Here is a 19,377-nt window from a genome sequence, read left to right on the forward strand (position 1 = left end):
GAGAATCCCGCCAACCGCCCAGCCCGACGCCCGGCCAGGCAAAGGATCCCCAAACTCCCCTTGTTTCCGGGAATTTTCCACCCCTCATGCACCACTTGTGACATCCATCACCATGCTCGAAGGGTGGCAACTTCACGCTTGGCCAGTGATGACCTGAGCCCACTTCGGCGAAGCGGCCGATTGGAACGACACATGGTTCAACAAACGGAAAACTGGCTATAACGGCGATAGCGGCCAAGGGCGGGGACCGCACCTTGGCGTCGAGCACTGCAACGAAGGGTGCTACATACGACACCATGCCCAAACCCGCGCCGACGCCACCCACTGAAGGTCTGATTCCAACGCCATGCCGGGCCTTGTGACGAATCTGTGACGCCGGAAAAGCGCATAAAAGCCGCCACAAATCAGGCATGAGCCAGGAATGCGGATTTCCGGTGCCAGCGATTCATTTTCGCCGGAATCATCACAAATTTTCGACACCAACGCCGTTCCCAACATGCTTTCTCCGGGCAATCACAAAGTTACCGACTGGTACTAAAAAAGTTACCGACTGGTACTAAAACCTTTGAATGTCCGGTTAGTAAGCGAAGGCGAAAATTCTCGCTACTCTATCAACATGGCAACACGTGGTTCATACGCAAAAGGCATCGTTAAACGAGCCGAAATACTCGACGTTGCCCTGGAAGTCTTCGCGAAAGAAGGTTACCGGGGAACGTCGCTTCGCAAGGTCGCGCACCTTTGCAACCTCTCCCTCGCAGGCGTCATGCACTACTTCGAGTCCAAGGAAGACCTGCTGGTCCAGATCCTGCGCAAGAAGGATCTGCGAGACGAGATCGTGGGCAACGATGTCGAGCAACAGGGAAACCTCACCACAGTACTCAACAGGAACACCCAGGAACCGGGCCTCGTCGCCCTGTACGTGACGATGGCGGCCGCTGCGGCAGACCCCGCGCACCCCGCCGCAGCCTACTTCAAGGAACGGTACGACCGGCTGATGAAGCTGGCCGAGGATTCGTACTATGAGGACAGGCCTAACCCGACGGAGGCTGAACTGGCGTTCTTCCGCTCGATGACTCGTGCGTCGCTGGCAATGGCAGATGGCCTGCAGCAGCAATGGCTCGTGGATCGGGATGTCGATGTCGCAGGGACGATGGAGATCTTCCTGCAGCAAGTACGCACAAACGTCGAAGGGCAGCAGGTCGGGCCGGCAACCGCAGAATAGGCTGAATCGCTACCGCGCGGCGGCTTGGGCTTCGATCCTGTTCGCCCGCCAACCCGTCAGCAGCGCCAGCATCAACCCGAGTACCGCAAGTCCCGCACCGAGGAACGCAGGCGCGCGGTAACCAAGTCCCGCTGCGATGACGGCGGCGCCGAGCGCCGCTCCTAGGGCATTGGCCACGTTCAGGGCCGAGTGGTTCAAGGACGCCGCCAACGACTGGGCATGCGGCGCAGAATCCATCAGGAGCGCTTGGAGCCCCGGAACCAGCACGGATCCGGTGGCTCCAAGAATGAACATGATGATCAACGTCGGCACCACGTAGCTGGACAACAGCCCAAAGAGCACCATGAACACCACCATGGCCGACATGGAAACATAGATCGCTCCGTGTACCGACCAGTCAGCGAGCCTGCCGCCAATCATGGATCCGGCCACCATGCCGACCCCGTAGATGCCCAGCACCACGGGTATGGTCTTGAGGTCCAGGCCCGTGACACCGGTAAGGATCGGGCTGATGTATGAGTACACGGCAAAGAATCCGCCGAAGCCGACGATTCCGGTCAGCATTGCCATCCACACCTGCCCGCTACGGAGAGCAGTGAGTTCCCTGCGGATGCTGGCCCCTTCGTGCGCCGGCGAGTAGGGTACGAAAACGCGAATGGAAATCCACGTCAACGCTCCGACGATGCCGACGACACCAAACATCCAGCGCCATCCATAGCTCTGCCCGAGGAATGTCACGAACGGAACGCCCAGAACGTTGGCAACCGCAAGGCCCATCATGACCCAGGCGATGGCCCGACCGCGCATCGAGACTGGCACCAACGTCCCGGCAAGAATGGCCGCAATGCCGAAGTATGCCCCGTGGGGAAGCCCCGCCAGGAAACGCGAAACGAGCATTGACTCGTAGTTGGGGGCCAAAAGCGAGCTGAGGTTGGCAAGCGTGAAGAAGGCCATGAGCCACAAAACCATTGTCTTGCGAGCGACCTTGGCGCCGAGCGCCGTGAGAACGGGTGCACCAACAACTACTCCCAGCGCATAGGCCGAGATCAACAAACCCATCTGCGGGTTGGTAACCCCGAGGTCCGCAGCGCCTTCCTGCATCAACCCCATGATGGTGAATTCCGTGGTTCCGATGCCGAAGCCGCCCATCGCCAGCGCCACGACGGCCAGAAACAATGCCTTGCCGGTTAGTTGCGTGGATCGGATGGCCGGGTTTGTGCCAATTGCGGGGGCGTCAGAATTCACGGGTGCCTTTTCAAGGTTCAGCTGGGTGTGCTCGGTGTCAGGTTTGTTGCGTCGACACCTGCTAACAGCCTACGGGCAGTAATCCTGCCCGCAACACCGAACGTGACCGTCCCCACCGCGCCAATACAATCGGGAAGTGGGTTTCGCTTACCAGAAACGAAACCCACCTCCCGTTGTCGAGCCGCCCGGCCCCGATTGGGGAATCGGGATCGGGTACGGCTATGTGCCGGGCGTTCGCGGTTTGGGGAACGCAATGAACACCCGACGGCTGGGCTCATGAACTGGGGATGATTCACGAACCCGCGAGTGAGCAATTAGCTCAGTTTGTGGCGGCGTGCCGATCCATCGGTCGGCGTGCCGGTAGTGGGTGGTTTCGGATTCTCCGCAACGAACTCGAGTTCCCGGGTGTCGGTCCGCCTTGGCGATTCGGCCGCGGATTTCAGTCGCAGCGCAGGCACTTTCGGGGTGGCAACGGCCGGCGCGGCTTTGCCCGGAATGGCAAGCTTGCCCGCTTCCGCCACCTTCTTGCCCCCGATGCCCCAAGTACCGTTGAAAGCCTCGGACCGCGCACATCTCCGATGAATTGTGTCCTCTTTCATTCCACTTATTCAGTCTTGACCTGCCCCACTGGTGCCGGCTCCCCGGCCAGCTAGAAACAGTATGGCACGGCTCACAAAAGAACCTTGGGATTTGGGACACGATTCTGTTGTGGGAGCAACCAGCCCCAGCCAATGCACTGTTTGAGGCCCCGATCCGGGCTCAGCACCATGGCATTGATCGCGCGGATTCGCGGCATGCAGCAACAGCAGAGGTACCGTTCGTTGCATCCACAGGGCTACAAAGAGCGCAAATCCAGCGAGGTGTCGGCGAGCCTGTCTGCGGAGATGCTTTTGCCAATGAGGCTTCGCAGATGGTCGTTCACGTCCCAGATATTCACATTCATGGCGGCCGTGATGAGTCCCTTGCGCAACCAAAAGATGATGAATTCCCCGCTACCCGGTTCTCCACGAAGCACCACATGATCATCGGCGGCTCGGTCGCCGACGTATTCCATGCCCAAATCAAACTGGTCGGTGAAGAAGTAAGGAAGCCAGTCGTAGGATTCCTCGCGTCCCAGGATGGTTGCCGCGGCAAGCTTGCCCTGGCGAATCGCGTTGTCCCAATGCTCAACTCGCAGGGAACGACCAAGCGTCGTGTTGAACGCCTCCGCGATATCGCCGATCGCCAAGACGCTCGGGTCGCTGCTGCGCAGCTGGGCGTCCACCACGACGCCGGTTCCGACTTCCAGGCCGGCTTCCGTCGCCAGCTCATTGTTGGGCACGGCGCCGATGGCCAGGAGCACGAGGTCAGCCGGCACGTCGCCGGAAGACGTCATGACCTTCAATCCCGATTCCGGTTCCAGGGCGATCCCGCTGACCGTCGTTCCAAACCGGCAGTGAACCCCGTTCTTGATGTGCAGACGAGCGACATGGGAACCGAATTCCGTTCCCATGGCGACAGCCAACGGCACCTCGTCCGGCGTCAACACGATGACTTGCACGCCCGCACTCCGGGCCGAAGCCGCCACCTCCATGCCGATCCACCCGGCACCGATGATCACCAACTGTCTGCCGTCAACGAGCTGCTCCTTGAGCGCTTGTGAATCGGCCAGGGAACGCAAGGTATGGACGCCGGGAAGATCCCATCCCGTCATGTTTGAGGCGCGGCCACCCAGCCTTGAGCGGCATCCCGTGGCAATGACGAGGTTGTCGTAGCCGATCGATGTGGAATCGGACAGGCCGACCATCTTGTTGGACGTGTCGATTCGGGTGGCTGCCACGCCCAGACGCAAGCTGACCGAGGCTGCGGCATACCATTCCTCCGGAAAGGGCTGGAAATCGACGACGGATTTCTTGCCTTGCAGGAACTCCTTCGAAAGCGGCGGCCGTTCATAAGGGATAACATCCTCATCGGAGACGATCGTGATGGGCTTGCCGTAGCCTCCCTTGCGAAGTTCGTGGACGCAGTGTGCAGCGGCCAGTCCACCGCCGATCACCACGGTTCCTGCCTCGTTTTCTTCCGCGGAATTCCCGTCGTTGACTCCGGACATAGCTGCAATCTCCTACAACATGAGGCCACCGGTCGGTTCGGTCGTTGCGTTGAAGGTCGTGGTGGCGGCGAGTACCCCTCACCACAGAATGGCACTTTGCCCAGTGCCAGTCGATAGGTTCGCGAACGGGATTTCCTCCGACCGATCCGGCGGAAGAGTTTGCCGCAGATCACACTGCTGGGCGAATTGGCAGGCGGGGTCGGGGGTCCAGGCACGTTCCGGATCCCCGCGTTCCGTTGGTTCACAGATTTATCCCATGGATGTACCAGTTCCATATGCGACCCTTGATAGCGATGTCAGTTCAAACCACTTCCACTCAGCCCCGGCGACGCAAGCCCCGAAGCCTGCGTCGCTGGCAACGCCAACTCCGGGCGGTCGTGCTTCTCGGTGCGCTTCTCAGCACGCTGCTGATGGTGTTCCGTTCCCGGGTGCCCGATTTCATGGGCTTCTCGCTGGTGGTGGACAACTCCGCCCCGTGGCTGGGTTTGACGGCGCCCGTCCTGGTGCTTGCGGCACTGATCACCAAGAGCCGAAGTGCCATCGCCTTCGCTTTGGCCCCAGGGCTGGTTTGGCTCGCGCTTTTCGGCGCGTCCATCGTTCCGCTTTCCTGGACCGCACCGAAGGCCTCGGCGCATACCTTGACCGTCGGCAGCCAGAACATCAAGGCGGGCACCGGGGCGGCCGTCGAGTCGGCACGCGAACTGGCCCGCGGGGGCAGCGACGTCATCGCACTCCAGGAACTGGACGCGGGCAGCGGGCAAGACGTCACCGCCGCACTTCATGCGGATTACCCCCACCACTATGTGGTCGGCACCGTGGGGGTTTGGAGCAAGTACCCGCTCTCGCAATCGCAGCCACTGGATCTCGGCTTGGGCTGGAAACGGGCCTTGACGACCCAGATCGACACCGGGGCTGGAAGCATCCGGCTCTATGCCGTGCATGCCGCATCGGCACGCCCAAACGACCACCAGAACCGGGATGAAATGCTTGCCCAGCTGGCGGCAACACTGCGTGGCGACGCGAGCTCCGCTGTCATTGCCGTGGGCGACTTCAATGCGACGTCGAGCGACAGGTCCTTCTCCGCGCTGACCGAAACCATGGATGAGCCAAACCAGGATGAGGGCATGTTCGGCTTCACCTGGCCGCGTGAGCCCTTTGGGTTCATGCGCTTGGACCACGTGCTTCAACGCGGCCTTGAAGTTACCTCAAACACCGTGGTCCCCGCAGGGGAAAGCGACCACCTTGCCGTGCGGGCCACCGTCAACCTTCCGGGGTCCTGAGACTAATCGTCCAGCCCGGTCACCCGCATGGTGATGTTGATACGGCCCGAAGCCAATCCACATTCCGTCGGCGCGGTACCGGGCAGGATTTTCGTGACTCCGTGGTAGGCCAATCGTGCCGGGCCGCCAAAGACAAATAGGTCCCCGGAAGCCAACGCGATGTCTTCGTAGGGCCTGTTCCTGTTGAGGGTGTTGCCGAACCTGAATTGGCAGGTGTCCCCGATGGAGATCGAAACCACCGGCTGGGTCGATTGTTCGTCCCGGTCTTGGTGCATTCCCATTTTGGAATCGTCCGAGTAGTAGTTCACCAATGCGGTGTCGGGCGTGTAGTTCGCAGCGGCCTCGGCATCCCCGGTGGCTTCGAAAATGGCTTTGCGGCCCAACCGGACCATCCAATCGGGGAACTCGAGCACCCGGTTTCCGTTGACGTCGGTTGCCGTGCGGGAATAGGCGTAGGGCTGCCAATGCCAGCCCAGGCATACCGTCTGGACCGACATTTCGCCCGAACCGATCTTGGCCGCGCGCGGCGGCACGGGCCCACGCCCCCACTCATGGAACCTGTCCACAAGCCAGCGTTGTTCCTCCAGGCTGAGCCAGTCGGGAACCCAAACGGCGCCGGGGCCGAGTTCCCGCCGGGGTCGGTCGAGGAAACTTTCCGAAAAGAGCGTGCTCAAATGTACTCCTTGAACTGATTCGGCAAGCGGGGCACCGCAAATTCCAATGGCCTCGATTATGCAGGCCGAGCGGCTACGACAGCTGAAAAGACATTTGATCCGGGGCAACGAGATCATCGCATGATCCCGACCCCGCCCGATACGCACCCGGAAGCCGCCGCATGCACCAGCCTGCGGCGGCTTTTCACATGTGCCTCTGGTCAGCCGGCCATTCCGGGGTGCGGGTAGGTCTTTGCCCGGTGCTGGAACTCGAGGATCGCGGGGTTTTGGATGACGCCGTCGAGGACCTCGATCGACTTGGCCACCGTGTTGTTCGCCTGCCATGCTCCGGGGCCGCCCAGCACGTCTTCGACGAACGGCAGAAGCGCTTCGCTGATTTCCCAGCTTGCCGAGTTCCACAGGTAGGACGGGCTGTGGTCGACCGCGTAGTAGTTGATGTTCTTTCCCACGGTGAACATGGGGTCGGCAAAGGTGGTCGGCATGGCCCACTCGAACCCCATGCCCTCGTCGCAGGACACATCGACGATGATGCTGCCCGGGGCGAAGGCGGCCAGCTCCCCGGTGCGCAGGTACATCAAGGGTGCGTTGGGGTCCTGAAGCGTGCAGTTCACCACCACGTCGCTCTCGGCAAGGAACGGAGCCAGCGGCACCCGGCCTTCGTCGGTAAAGACCTCGCTGAGGTGAGGTCCTCCTTCATGCTCGAATTGCACCATCTGCACCGAGTGGATGGGCGATGCCACCGCGGCGACCGAGCGATTGGTCAGGACACGTATGTCATGTACGCCGTGTGCGCGCAGCGCCGTCACTGCGCCGCGGGCCGTGGCACCGAAGCCGATGACAACCGCGGTGAGCTTCCGGCCGTAGTCACCGGTGGAACCGCAAAGCTGGAGCGCGTGGATGACCGATGCGTAGCCGGCAAGCTCGTTGTTCTTGTGGAAGACGTGAAGCCCGAAGCTGCCGTCGGTGCCCCAGTGGTTCATGGCTTCGAAGGCGATCAGCGTCAGTTTCTTGTCGATTGCCAGCTGCGTGATCGCCCTGTCCTGGACGCAATGCGGCCAGCCCCACAGGGTTTGCCCGTCACGCATCTCCTCAAGGTCGGCAAGTTGCGGTTTTGGCAGCAAGAGGATGTCCGATTGCGCGAAGACCTCGCTGCGTGAGCCGATCTTCCCGACAAACGGCGCCAGCTGTTCGTCGTCGAATCCGAAGGACATGCCGTAGCCGGATTCAATCATGATTCGGCTACGGAGATGCTCATCGATCCGTTCAAAATGTGCCGGGTGGATCGGCAAGCGCCGTTCATCCACCTTGTGCGAAGTTGCGATGAGACCCAATGAAAGTTCATTAGAAATGGCCACGATATACGCCCCTTTTATGTGGGGAACCCGCGGTTCCCCTAGGGCTCACGGTACACTGCCCGGCTGGGCGTCCGGGTTTGACCCAAGTCCGCGCACGTTTCATGCGGGCGTATTGACGCGACTTCTGATTCCGAAACCCAAAGACGAAAGCCCGGCGCTCCCCCGCCGCGAAGGCAGGGAAACGCCGGGCCCCGGTCGCGGGAACTACGGGCGGAACGGCTTGGGCTTGTGGCCGCGCATGGTCGGCTTGACCTTGCAGTCCTTCCCGTTGATCAGCATCGTGATGTTGCCCTGGTTCGGGGACCTGTCGCCGATCACCGACACCTCGGTGACCTTGCCGTCCTTCCACGTTGCGTTGACCTCGTAGCCGCCGCGTGCCCGCAGGCCGGTGAAGGAGCCGTCGGGCCAGGCGGTGGGCAGTGCGGGCAACACGTGGATCTTTTCCCCGTGGCTCTGGACGAGCATTTCCGCCACGGCGCCGGTGATGCCGAAGTTCCCGTCCATCTGGAACGGCGGGTGGTTGCAGAACAGGTTCTGCAGGGTGTTGAAGCGCAGCAGGCCGCGCAGCATCAGCCGGGCGTGGTCGGCCTCCCCCAGCCGGGCGAACAGCGCCACGCGCCACGGCCAGGTCCAGGACCTGCGACTGTCGCCCGACACCGATGCCTCGGTGAACGGCACGCCCGCGACCTCGCCGCAGCGGGCCTTCAGCGACACCAGGGCGGCGGCGGCCAGTTCCGGGGTGTCCTCGAGCGTGATCTGGCGGCCCGGGTACACCGCGAAGAGGTGCGAGGTGTGCCGGTGGATGTCCTTGGGGTTGTCCCTGTCCGTCTGCCATTCCTGCAGCTGGCCCCAGCTGCCGACCTTGTTCGGGGCAAGGCGTTCCTGCATGCCCGCGACCTTGTCGCGGAATACCGGGTCGTACTCCATGGCGGCCTCGCAGTCGAGGTAGTTCTGGAACAGGTCCCAGATGATCTGCTGGTCGTACATGACGCCGTCCTCGCGCGGGCCGTGCTCCGGCGACCATCCGTCCGGGGCCACCAGCTTGCCGTTCGCGTCCTCGACGAGCCGGTCCTCCCAGAACTCGCAGATCTCCTTGAGCATCGGCAGCGCGGTGTTGCGCAGGTAGGCCTTGTCCTGGCTGAAGGCCCAGTGCTCGTAGATGTGCTGGCCGTACCAGGCGCTGGCCACGGTGTTCCACTCCCAGGAGTTGCCGCCGAAGATGCTCTGGCTGGTGCGCGCGGTCCAGCCGCGGGTGTCCTTCCCGAACGCGTTGCGGGTCGCTACGCGGCTTGGCACGGCAACCTGCCGGATGAACTCGATGAGCGGCTCGTGGCTCTCGCTGAGGTTGGCGGTCTCGGCACCCCAGTAGTTCATCTGCACGTTGATGTTCGTGTGGTAATCCGAGGCCCACGCCGGGGAGTTGCTGTCGTTCCACAGGCCCTGCAGGTTGGCCGGCAGTCCGCCGGGCCGCGAGGAGCTCAGCAGCAGGTAGCGGCCGAACGCGAACATCGTCTGTTCCAGGCTCGGGTCGTCCTGGCCAGCGGAGTAGGCGCCGAGGCGGATGTTCGTTGCAACGCCCGACACCGCGGACGTCGAGGTACCCCAGTTGACGTTGACCCGTCCCATGATGCCTTCGATGTCCGCCTGGTGGGCCGCGCGCAGGTCCTCGTAGCGCTGCGTCGACACCTTCGCGACGGATTTGGCCACGGCGGTTGCGGCATCGGCGCCGCGCCAGCCCGCCTGGGCATCGAGCTTGTAGTTGGTGCGTGCGTCCAGGACCACCGTCATTTTCCGTGCACCGGTGATCGACAGCGAGCCGCCCTTGGCGCCGATGGTTCCGTCGGTCTCGGTGACGGCCAGGGTGGCCGCGAACTTGAGCTTGTTGGCCATCTCGCCGGAGAAGGACAGCGAACCGGCTGCGGCGTCGGCCGTGGTCGGCGCCCCGGTCTGGGCGGAGGCCAGCGAGATGCCCGCGGTGAGTCCCTGCGCCCGGTCGGTCTCGTAGCGCAGCACGATGACGTCGGAGTCCCGGCTGGCGAACGCCTCGCGCTGCACGCGGTCGCCCGTGGTGCCGAACTGGGTCACGTGGATGCCGACGCTGGGGTCCAGTGCGCGCTTGTACTCGGCCACGGCCGAGGACTTGCGCGAGTTGAACGACGGTCCCGCCAGCACCACTCCGGCGAGCTGGAGACGATCAGCGCCGGCCGCACCGCGCAGGGTGAGGCGGTAGGCGTTGAAGCTCCGGCCGCCGGCGATCGTGAACGTCCTTTCCAGGCCGCGGGAGGCAAACGGCGCACCTGGCGACTGGGTGTCCAGCGCGGTCCAGGTCCGGCCGTCGGTGGAGCCTTCCAGCGTCCATTCCCGAGGGTCGGCAGCGGGGGCGTCGGCCGCCGAGGTCAACGAGTACGAGTTGAGCACGACAGCGCTGGCCATTTCCGCCTGCCAGATGACCTCCTCGCCCGGCTTGGCGACAGTCCACGCGGTGGCGGTCGACCCGTCAAGGGTGCGCAGGATGTCGGAACCCGGGCCCTCGCCGTCGGCCTGCCCGGTGGGCGAGGTGACGTACATCTTGGCGCCGCCGCCGAAGGAGACGCCGGCCAGTGCGATCTCGGAGACCTGGAAGTGGCTGACCCCCGGGACCGTGGTGAAGTCGAAGCGGTACTGGCTGAAGGACCCGGGGTTGGCGACCGTGAAGTCCTTGGCCTGGCGGCGGGCCTCGAACGGCCCGGGCAGCGCCCGGGTGTCGACGACGGTCCAGTTCTCGCCGTCGTTGGAGCCTGAGAGGGTCCAGTTGCGCGGGTCGCGGGCCGGGACGTCGTTGGCGCTGGTGAGCGTGTACTGGGCGACGCTCACCGGGCCGGGCAGCTTGACCAGCCACTGCACCTTGGCCGGCGGGCCGTCGATGCACCACTTCGTGCCGCTGTTGCCGTCGATCGTTGCTGCCACGGTTTCGGAGGAGGAGGTGTTGTACGGGCCGCCCGGCGAGGTCACCACGGCCTGCTCGGCAAAGGTCACCACCACGTCGCCGAAGTTCCGGTAGGAACCGAACCCGGTCACGCTCGTGTCGTAGGCGCCGTCCGGCTGGCCGGCCAGGGCGTTGTCGTAGTCGTTCATCCCGCCCCACAGGCTCTGCTCGTTGAACTGGATCCGCTCGCGGTCCGGGTCGCCGAAGAACATGGCCCCGAGGCGGCCGTTGCCGATGGGCAGGGCGCCGGACTGCCAGTCGGTGGCGGGTCGCTGGTACCAGAGTGTGTGGCCGGAAAGGGCCGGGTGCTTCAGGAGCCCGACCGCCGGAACCAGGGCCGTGGAGGCGCTGGCCGACTGGGCGATGATTTGGGTGACGAGCGGCGTGAGCGCCAGCAGACCGCCCACTTTGAGAACCTGGCGTCGACTGGGTGATGCGTAGACCATGGACAATCTCCAATGCTTCATTGATCGGTTGTTTAGCTCCTAGATGCGGGGCACCCCCAAGCCCTACCGCCGCGCTATGACAGTTTTGCATGACAGACATCCGATGTATAGCACCAACGCTCGCGAATTTATTTGTGACGTGGACAACTTTTCCAAATCCTTGGCGCGGAATCGCGGGCCGGCCGGCGGCGGGAACCCGTGACGGCTCCGGCCGTCGAGCGCCGCCCGCAAGATCCAACCGTTAACCTTGCGGCCGCCTGCACCTCACCTGGCCTTCCCGCGGCATTCATGGCGTCATGACTCAATGTGTGTCTACCGATCTAGACCAATCAATGGAGCTTCCATGCGCCGCCTCGTGATGATATTCATCGCCTCCCTTCTCCTGTTCGGCCCCGCCGCCGCGGCCCAGGCCCACCCCGTCGGCACCACCGGCATGCTGGTCGAAGTCGAGGGCGACCGGCTGGCGCTGACCCTGCAGCTGCAGCTCGACCAGCTGAACAAGTACCCGGGCCTTGACCTGACGGCGGGCGATCCGATTCCGGCCGGAACCATCGAGCGGCTCCTCGACGAGAAGGTCGCAATCACCGCGGGCGGCGAAGCCTGCACCACGGAAATCACCGGGATCGCGCACGGCACCATCAACGACCGCGACGCCGTCGTCGTGACGATGGTTGCCGTCTCACCGATCGGGTCGGCCCCTTTCACGGTGCGGTCCTCGCTGTTGACCGACGTGCTCGATGACCACAAGGTCTACGTCTCGCGCACCGCGGACGGCGAGGAAGCGGAGCTGCTCGGAGTCATCACCGCGACCCAGCAGTCCCTGGTCATCGACGCACATTCGCAAAAGGCGGGCCTCGGGGCGATGATCGGCCACGGCATGCACCACATTGCCGATGGCTACGACCACCTGTTGTTCCTCGCCGTGCTGCTGCTTTCGGCCCCGCTGGTGGCCGTGCGCACCAATGCCGGATGGCGCTGGAGCCAGCGCAAGACCGGCCTCGGCCCGTCGCTGAAGCGGATCCTGTCCATCGTCACGGCTTTCACGGTCGGCCACTCCCTCACGCTGCTGGTCGTGAGCTTGGGCTGGTTCACTCCTCCGGTCCGCTACGTCGAGACCTTCGTGGCGCTCTCGATCGCGGTGGCGGCGTGGAACCTGGTCCGCCCGATGTTTGCGCACGGGGAGGTGATGCTTGCCGGCGTCTTCGGGCTGGTCCACGGCATGGCCTTCGCCACGACGATCCTGGAGATGAACCTCAACCTGGCTGACACGCTGGTGGCCGTGCTCGGCTTCAACATCGGCATCGAGCTGGCCCAGCTGCTCGGCGTGCTCCTGGTGGTCCCGCTGATCCACATCGCGGCCAACGGCAGGTACTACGGGCGGTTCTGCCAGGTGGTCGCGGCGTTCGGCGTGGCGGCCTCGGCCGCCTGGGTGGTGGGCATCTGGACGGACACGGACTCGGTGCTGACCCCGCTCTTCGACGGCATCGCCGCCAACCCGCTGCTCTCCTACGTGGTGTTCATCGGCGCCATGCTGCTGCTGGGGTTCGCCGGTGGCCGGAGCCCAGGCAAGAGTGCGGCCGAGCCGGAGGGCAGCTCCCAGTCCGTGTCCAATTCGACGCACAAGTCCAACGCGAAGGACGATGCCCTGACCGCGGCCAGATAGTCGCCTGCGGGAGGCCCATGACCCGGCCCGAGGGCTTCCCGCAACCGGCGTGAACCCGCCTTAACTTCAGAAGATGGGCTGGTCAGGCTGCGTTCATGTTGGAGACACCGACCCGACACGTTGAATCGTTACGTTTGTCGGCGTGAAACCTGACGCGCGCAGCGCACCCATTACCTGTCGAAACATTCTCGCGGTATTCATAGCGACAATGACATTCCTACTATCCTCCGTGGGCGTGGCAAACGCCCACCAGAGCCGTGACCATGGAGAGCTCGTCGTCTCGACCAGCGGGACGACCTCCACCGGCCACATGATGTTGAGCAACGAGATCATAGGCATCGAGCAGTCCGCCGCATGGGCGCAGACGTTGCTCGCCGGGGCCTGCCCCCTCACCGCGGAAGGCGTGGCCGGCGAGACCGGTGGCGCACCCGGGTCCCTCGTCCTCCAGCTGGCCTGGGACTGCAAGCTGGACCAGCTTGACCTGTCCGCCCTGCTGAAGGCGGCCGAGATGGACTCGCTCGTGGTCGAATTCGACGGAAACACCGTCGTCGCCACGGCCGCGACCCCCGTCGTCGACGCATACGGCGTACACGCACCGGCACCCACCGGAGCCCTCGAGCTGCCGCCGCAGAGCCTGCTGATCCTGGCCTTGGGACTGGGCGTGGCACTGGTTGTCATCCTTGCCCGCCGCAAGGTCCCGGCTGACTCCGAGTCCGGCTCTGGGCGCCCGCGCCCCGCGCGGACCGGAAAGTTCCGCGTTGCGACCAGCGGCGGCTTGGCCGTGGCCTTGATCGCCCCGCTGCTGGTGCTGGCGCCGACCGCGGCCACCGCCGCCCCCGCTGCCCCGGAATCCCCCGCCGCCACGGAATCCCCTGCAGCCAGCGAAGCCCCCGAAACCCCCGCACCCGGTGCGGACCCCGCCCCCGCCACCACTTCGACTGCCCCAGCTGCTCCAACTGCCAAAACCGCTTCCACCACCCCCGGGCTGAGCCTCACCACGCAGGACCCGAAGGTCGGGCAGCAGCTCTCCTTCCGCTACGTCACCGATGCCCCGGCGTCGAACAACTGGGTGGGAATCTACGGACCCAAGGACACCCCGGGCCCCATCGCCGCACGCACCTGGGGCTACGCCCCCAAGCCCGACGGCACCATCACCCTGGGCAGCGGGGGGCTGGGTGCCGGCACCTGGACCGCGCACTTCATGGCCAAGGACGGCTACGCGCCGCTGGCCGAGCCGATCACCTTCACGCTGGCCAAGACGACCAGCACCGACCTCGCGGTCGTCCAGGGCACCGTGTTCAAGGACCTCAACGCCAACGGCGTCCGCGATTCCGGCGAGCCCGGCATGGGCGGCGTCTCGGTCACCGACGGAGAGGTCTGGTCCAAGAGCGCCGCGGACGGCACCTACAGCTTCCAGATGGACCGCGCACGCCGCGAAACCGACCTGGTCCAGATCGTGTCCCCGAACGGCTACACCCCCGCGCTGCGCGCCGACTCCGTGCCGCAGTACTTCCGCAACGTGCCCGCCGGCCCGTCGCCGCTGACCGGGCTGGACTTCGCCCTGGTGGCGGACAAGAACGCCGAGAACCCGAACGAGAAGTGGTCACTGATCTCCGACGTCGAGGTCAGCAACACCACCGACGCCTCGGCCGCCTCCGGCCTGCCGACCTGGACCGGACGCGTGAAGGCGATGTCCGAGAACCGCGAAACCACCATGACCATCACCACCGGCGACCTGACAGTCACCGACTACGCGGCCGAACCGCGCCGCCAGGGCGGCTACGACGTGCTGCGCAACGGCCTGACCGCCGGCAAGCTCGGCCACGCCTTCTACCCGGTCATGGGCAACCACGACGTCGGCGGCACCGCCACCTCGGTCGGCTACGGCGGATCATTGGAGTACTGGCGCAAGAACATGGGCCCGGAGTGGTACAGCTTCGACCGCAACGGCCGCCACGTGGTGGTCCTGGAAAACAACTACGACTCCGCCGGCCTGGCACCGCAGCTTGAGTGGCTCAAGGAAGACCTGGGCCGCCACGCGGTCGGCAAGCAGGTAGTGGTCTTCGCGCACCGCTCGTTGTTCACCAAGTGGGGCCCCGGCGCCGGCATGCAGCCGATCGTCGACGAGCTCGCCAAGTACGACGTGCGCATGTTCGCCGCGGGCCACAACCAGCAGGCCGAATACCGCCGCGGCGCGTTCAAGCGCTCCGTCGAGGTCAACAACATGGGCACCTACGGCTTGGACTCCGCCCGCCCCGACTACAAGATCGTCGATTTCTCCGGGATCACCGATGACCCGGCAACCGAAGCCAACGAGGACACCGGCTACATCGGCGGCACGCACCGCCAGTTCGGCGTGAACGACGATGTGGCCATGGTCAGCCCCGCCGCGGGCAGCACCCACGGCCACAAGGCGGGCGTGCCCGTCCAGCTCTTCGTCGAGGACGACGGCCGCACCCCGGACACCGCGTCGCTGGTCGTGAAGCGCAAGGAAAACGGCAAGACCGTCTGGGAGGACGGCGCCCTGGCCTTCGGCAAGGAGAAGAAGGCCACGGGGATCGTGAACTGCTACACGCCCCCGGGCGGCAAGGCAGAGAAGTGCCCCGAGGTCAGGACCTCCTGGACCCGGGCAGGCGCCCACATCGAGGGCCTGACCCCGGGCAACTACGTCGCGACCATGAACGCCGTCGACACCGCCGGCAAGGCGTGGCCGAAGGTCGTCAACGAGTTCAAGGTCGTCGCCGAGGTACGAGCCTCGCAGGCAGCACCGGGTCAGGACTGGCTTCGCCAGGGCCGCGACGAGTCCGGCGGATCGGACAGCGCGGACAACCCGGGTGCGGACCTGGACCTGCGCTGGTCGGCAAACACCGGCGAGCAGTTCCACCTCAACGGCGCCGCCGTGGTCGACGGCAAGGTCATCGTCGCCTCCCGCGCGCTGGACTCCCCGTACAGCATGATGCTTGCCTACGACGCCCGCACGGGTGCCGAGGCCTGGCGCACCTACCTCGACGGCGACGCCGAGTCCTCCCCCACCGTCCACGGAGACAAGGTCTACCTGACCACCGGCGTCGGACGCGTGTACGCGCTCGACACCAAGAACGGTTCCGTGGCCTGGGAGGCCATCAGCAGCGAACAGATCAAGGGTGACACCGTCCGCCGCTACGGCCGTGCCGGTGGCCCGGTCAGCGTGTTCGACCTCGAGGGCAAGCCCCCCGTCGCCGTCTACCAGGAATGGGACAGGGTCATGTGCCGCAACGCGGACACCGGCGAGAAGCTGCCCGGCGGCTTCTCCGCCCCCGCGGGCTGGGGCCAGTTCCGCAGCACCGCGGTCCGCGAACCGGGTTCCACCACCGCGTACCTGCACTCCGGCTCCAGCCAGTCGCTGATCCGCATGGACCTATCCACCTGCGGGCAGCTGTCCTCTGTGGACACCGCCGGCGACCTGTTCACCCAGTCCTCGCCCGCCTTCACGAACCCCGACGAAGGCGACGCGCAGCTGGTGACCACCACGGTCTCCGGCACCCGCGGACACAACCCGAAGGCCGGCGGCGCCAAGACCTGGCACGCCAAGCTCGGCACCTCCAGCACTTGCGAGGACGGCCCGGCACCGGTCACCAGCCCCGCAACCTTCGGCTCCACGGCCTACGTGGCCAGCCAGGATGGCGTTGTCCGCGCCTACGACACGACCTCAGCCACCCCCGAGGTCCCGGTCTGGGAAACGCCGCTGGGTTACCTCCCGGGTGAAAGCCCGATGGATGACCCGATCAAGGTTGCCGCCGGCTGCAAGGGTGCGGGTCCGGGTTCGCCGGCCGCCCACGCCCTGGCCACCGAGACCGTCGTCTACGCGGCGACCCGTGACGGACGCGTGGTCGCACTTGACCGGGCAACGGGCCAGCGCCTCGCCGAGTACAACCTCGGCGGCGCCGTCACCTCGGCCATGTCTGTCAGCGGCAACACCCTGTTCGCCCTGACGGATGACGGAACCTTGCACGCCCTGGTTGCCACCAATTCCGCACCGAACGGAGGCTAACGGCTACTGAAATGTAGCAACGTTTGTCACCTGGTCACATAGGGAAGCGGCTCCCGGTTCAATGAACCGGGAGCCGCTTTCGTGTGCCCTCCGGCCCTTCGCCGGATGGGTGTTTTCGGGACAAGAAAAGGCCCCCAAACAAACGCGACACTCCCCGAAAGCATGAAAGGGAACCCATCAGTGTACTCTGCGGCGAGTCATTCAAACCCGCGCGAACTCTCCACCGATCGCCCGAACCTCCGGCGCGATAATACGCGGAACCGCCAACGATTTCCTCGAGTTCCGATTGGCCGCCATCCGCTAAAGGCCCAAAAAGGGGGTTGCAATGAGACGCAGATCACCTTATGGTGATCAATGTTAACCACTGGTTAGTTTCTTGACTCAAGGAGGCGTCGATGCCCTTAATTTCCAACCCTGCGGTTCGTCTGAACCCGCCGCTCACCACGGCCAAAGCACCACGGAAGTATTTCGTCGGAATTTTCCTCGGCCAGTTCGGCCTCATCATTGCGCTGCTGGCACCGGTCATGGTCAGCATGCAGCTCAAGGTCCAAGAGCTCGCGCCCGAGAATCCCGCAGGCCTGCTCGGGGCAGTACTACCATTCGGCGCACTGGGCGCACTGTTCGCGAACCCCCTGGCCGGAATGCTCAGCGACCGCACCAGGACCCGCTGGGGACGACGCCGTCCGTGGCTTCTTGGCGGCGTGATTGGGCTCGCGCTCGGCTTGGCATTCGTCGCCTTCGCCCAAGACCAACTCTCACTCACCGTCGCATGGGTTTTGTGCCAGGTCGCGGCGAACGCGACACTTGCGGCAATGATCGCAAGCTTCGCCGACAACGTGCCGGAGTTCCAGCGCGGCACGGGGTCCAGCGTGATTGCCATTGCACAAAATGCGGCGATTCTTGCCGGCACGTACCTTGCCGCCTTCCTCGTCGGCAACCTGCCCATGCTGTTCATCGCCCCGGGCATTCTTGCCGTGCTCTTGGTTCTCGCCTACACGTTCCTCATGCGCGATGACCTGCCCGAGGAAAAGCCGGCGCCCTTGAAGCTGACGACCATCCTGGGGTCGTTCTGGACAAACCCGATCAAGAATGCAGATTACGGCTTCGCCTGGTGGTCGCGCTTCCTCATCGTCCTCGCAACTTTCATGTTCACGACCTATCGGCTGCTTTACATGCAGCAGCATCTAGGCATCCAAGACGCAGGGGAGGCAACTGCCGCCGTTGCACTCGGAGTCATGTTCTACACCGCAGCACTGCTGCTCAGCACCACCGTTTCGGGATGGCTTTCAGACAAACTTGGACGCCGCAAGATCTTCGTTGGCGGATCCACGCTCATCTTCGGCATTGGCCTGGTCATTCTCGCCCAGGCGCAGTCGGTCCAGACGTTTTATGTGGCGGAAGTGATCATGGGGCTGGCCTACGGCGTGTACACGGCCGTCGACCAGGCACTGGTTATCGACGTCCTGCCCGACCCCGAACACCCTGGCAAGGACCTGGGTGTACTCAACATCGCCAATGCGCTGCCGCAATCGATCGCACCGGCACTCGCACTGTTCTTCCTTGGCATCGGGGCGGCAAACAACACCAACTACACGGCAATGCTGTGGGCGGCCGGCTTGGTGGCTGCCGCCGGAGCCTTCATGATCATCCCCATCAAACGAGTTCGCTGAATCTCGGCCGTGGGATACGGGAGAGCCGTGATTTCAATCAGCCCGGGACCCTTGCGGCTGAACAGCCGGCGTGAGAAGGATGTCAAAGAGCTGCAAAAAGCCCCTCAGATCAACATTTGGATCAAGCAGCCACTGCGTCTGCAGGCCATCGGAGGCGGCAATAAGCAGGGACGCAATCGCGCTTGCGTCGACGTCCTTGCGGATAAGGCCCCTATCCTGGTCGCGCGCTATGAGGCCGGCAAGCTCCCGTCGCGTGACCTCAAATCGTTCGGTGAAGAAGTTCCTGCTGACTTCGTTGCGACTTTCCAGCGCAGCAGCCACCAGCGTCGAGTAGAGCTGCACCAGTCCGGGCACCGCCACGTTGTGAGTCGCGGCTTCAACCAACATTCCCACGGGGTCTTCAATGGAACGGAGCCCAGTTCGTTCGGATCGAACCCGCTCCGCATGCTCATACACCGCAACGAGCAACTGCTCACGGGAATCAAAGTAGTGCAGGAGCGCGGCATGGGATACGCCAATCTCCTTGGCGATCTGACGCAAGGACGTGCCATCGGCTCCGCGCTCCGCAAATACCTCAATGGCACGGTCGAGGATTTCCTGCCTTCGGGCCACGCCTTTTTGGTATGAGCCGCTACGGCCAATCAGTTCACTCTCATCATTCGTCATGATTACAAACTACCCGCAATCAAAAAACCTCCACGTGGATGTATTGGTGATAGTGTGATCCGCATCGCTCCA

At 64.3% G+C, this 19,377-nt stretch carries 12 protein-coding genes; 5 read left to right on the top strand and 7 right to left on the bottom strand.

The genetic code is table 11. The annotated features are described in order from the left end of the window. Window positions 1–616: 616 nt before the first annotated feature. The gene (locus tag ACFY5D_RS08255; RefSeq protein ID WP_387527688.1) at window positions 617–1,222 is read left to right on the top strand and encodes a TetR/AcrR family transcriptional regulator; all 606 of its coding nucleotides are present in this window, start codon (window positions 617–619) and stop codon (window positions 1,220–1,222) included. Window positions 1,223–1,231: 9 nt separating this feature from the next. Here ACFY5D_RS08255 and ACFY5D_RS08260 read toward each other — a convergent pair whose 3' ends face one another. The 3 genes from ACFY5D_RS08260 to ACFY5D_RS08270 form a co-directional block, all read right to left on the bottom strand. Next, a complete protein-coding gene (locus tag ACFY5D_RS08260) occupies window positions 1,232–2,467 on the bottom strand; it encodes an MFS transporter (RefSeq protein WP_387527691.1) in 1,236 nt (411 codons plus the stop codon). A gap of 314 nt (window positions 2,468–2,781) precedes the next feature. Continuing rightward, window positions 2,782–3,066: a hypothetical protein gene (locus ACFY5D_RS08265; RefSeq protein ID WP_387527694.1), complete on the bottom strand. Its 285-nt coding sequence runs from the start codon at window positions 3,064–3,066 to the stop codon at window positions 2,782–2,784. Window positions 3,067–3,302: 236 nt separating this feature from the next. Next, the gene (locus tag ACFY5D_RS08270; protein WP_387527696.1) at window positions 3,303–4,505 is read right to left on the bottom strand and encodes an NAD(P)/FAD-dependent oxidoreductase; all 1,203 of its coding nucleotides are present in this window, start codon (window positions 4,503–4,505) and stop codon (window positions 3,303–3,305) included. A 344-nt stretch (window positions 4,506–4,849) separates the two neighbouring features. On the opposite strand from ACFY5D_RS08270, the gene ACFY5D_RS08275 reads away from it, so the two are divergent. Then, the gene (locus tag ACFY5D_RS08275) at window positions 4,850–5,836 is read left to right on the top strand and encodes an endonuclease/exonuclease/phosphatase family protein (protein ID WP_387527698.1); all 987 of its coding nucleotides are present in this window, start codon (window positions 4,850–4,852) and stop codon (window positions 5,834–5,836) included. A gap of 2 nt (window positions 5,837–5,838) precedes the next feature. Here ACFY5D_RS08275 and ACFY5D_RS08280 read toward each other — a convergent pair whose 3' ends face one another. The 3 genes from ACFY5D_RS08280 to ACFY5D_RS08290 form a co-directional block, all read right to left on the bottom strand. Further along, window positions 5,839–6,510: an alpha-ketoglutarate-dependent dioxygenase AlkB family protein gene (locus ACFY5D_RS08280; protein ID WP_387527700.1), complete on the bottom strand. Its 672-nt coding sequence runs from the start codon at window positions 6,508–6,510 to the stop codon at window positions 5,839–5,841. A gap of 200 nt (window positions 6,511–6,710) precedes the next feature. Beyond that, complete coding sequence (locus ACFY5D_RS08285; RefSeq protein ID WP_387529743.1) at window positions 6,711–7,868, bottom strand: N(5)-(carboxyethyl)ornithine synthase; 1,158 nt, start codon at window positions 7,866–7,868, stop codon at window positions 6,711–6,713. Window positions 7,869–8,069: 201 nt separating this feature from the next. Further along, the gene (locus ACFY5D_RS08290) at window positions 8,070–11,276 is read right to left on the bottom strand and encodes a glycoside hydrolase N-terminal domain-containing protein (protein ID WP_387527702.1); all 3,207 of its coding nucleotides are present in this window, start codon (window positions 11,274–11,276) and stop codon (window positions 8,070–8,072) included. Window positions 11,277–11,619: 343 nt separating this feature from the next. Here ACFY5D_RS08290 and ACFY5D_RS08295 point away from each other — a divergent pair, with 343 nt between their 5' ends. The 3 genes from ACFY5D_RS08295 (at window position 11,620) to ACFY5D_RS08305 (ending at window position 18,639) form a co-directional block, all read left to right on the top strand. Beyond that, on the top strand, window positions 11,620–12,939 hold the full coding sequence (locus ACFY5D_RS08295) for a HupE/UreJ family protein (protein WP_387527705.1): 1,320 nt from the start codon (window positions 11,620–11,622) through the stop codon (window positions 12,937–12,939). Between the two features lie 208 nt (window positions 12,940–13,147). Continuing rightward, the gene (locus tag ACFY5D_RS08300) at window positions 13,148–16,969 is read left to right on the top strand and encodes a PQQ-binding-like beta-propeller repeat protein (RefSeq protein WP_387527708.1); all 3,822 of its coding nucleotides are present in this window, start codon (window positions 13,148–13,150) and stop codon (window positions 16,967–16,969) included. A 395-nt stretch (window positions 16,970–17,364) separates the two neighbouring features. Continuing rightward, window positions 17,365–18,639: an MFS transporter gene (locus tag ACFY5D_RS08305; RefSeq protein WP_387527710.1), complete on the top strand. Its 1,275-nt coding sequence runs from the start codon at window positions 17,365–17,367 to the stop codon at window positions 18,637–18,639. A gap of 33 nt (window positions 18,640–18,672) precedes the next feature. Here ACFY5D_RS08305 and ACFY5D_RS08310 read toward each other — a convergent pair whose 3' ends face one another. After that, on the bottom strand, window positions 18,673–19,305 hold the full coding sequence (locus ACFY5D_RS08310) for a TetR/AcrR family transcriptional regulator (RefSeq protein ID WP_387527713.1): 633 nt from the start codon (window positions 19,303–19,305) through the stop codon (window positions 18,673–18,675). Window positions 19,306–19,377: the final 72 nt, after the last annotated feature.

Source organism: Paeniglutamicibacter sp. NPDC012692 (genome assembly GCF_042901625.1).
Taxonomy (GTDB): Bacteria; Actinomycetota; Actinomycetes; order Actinomycetales; family Micrococcaceae; genus Paeniglutamicibacter.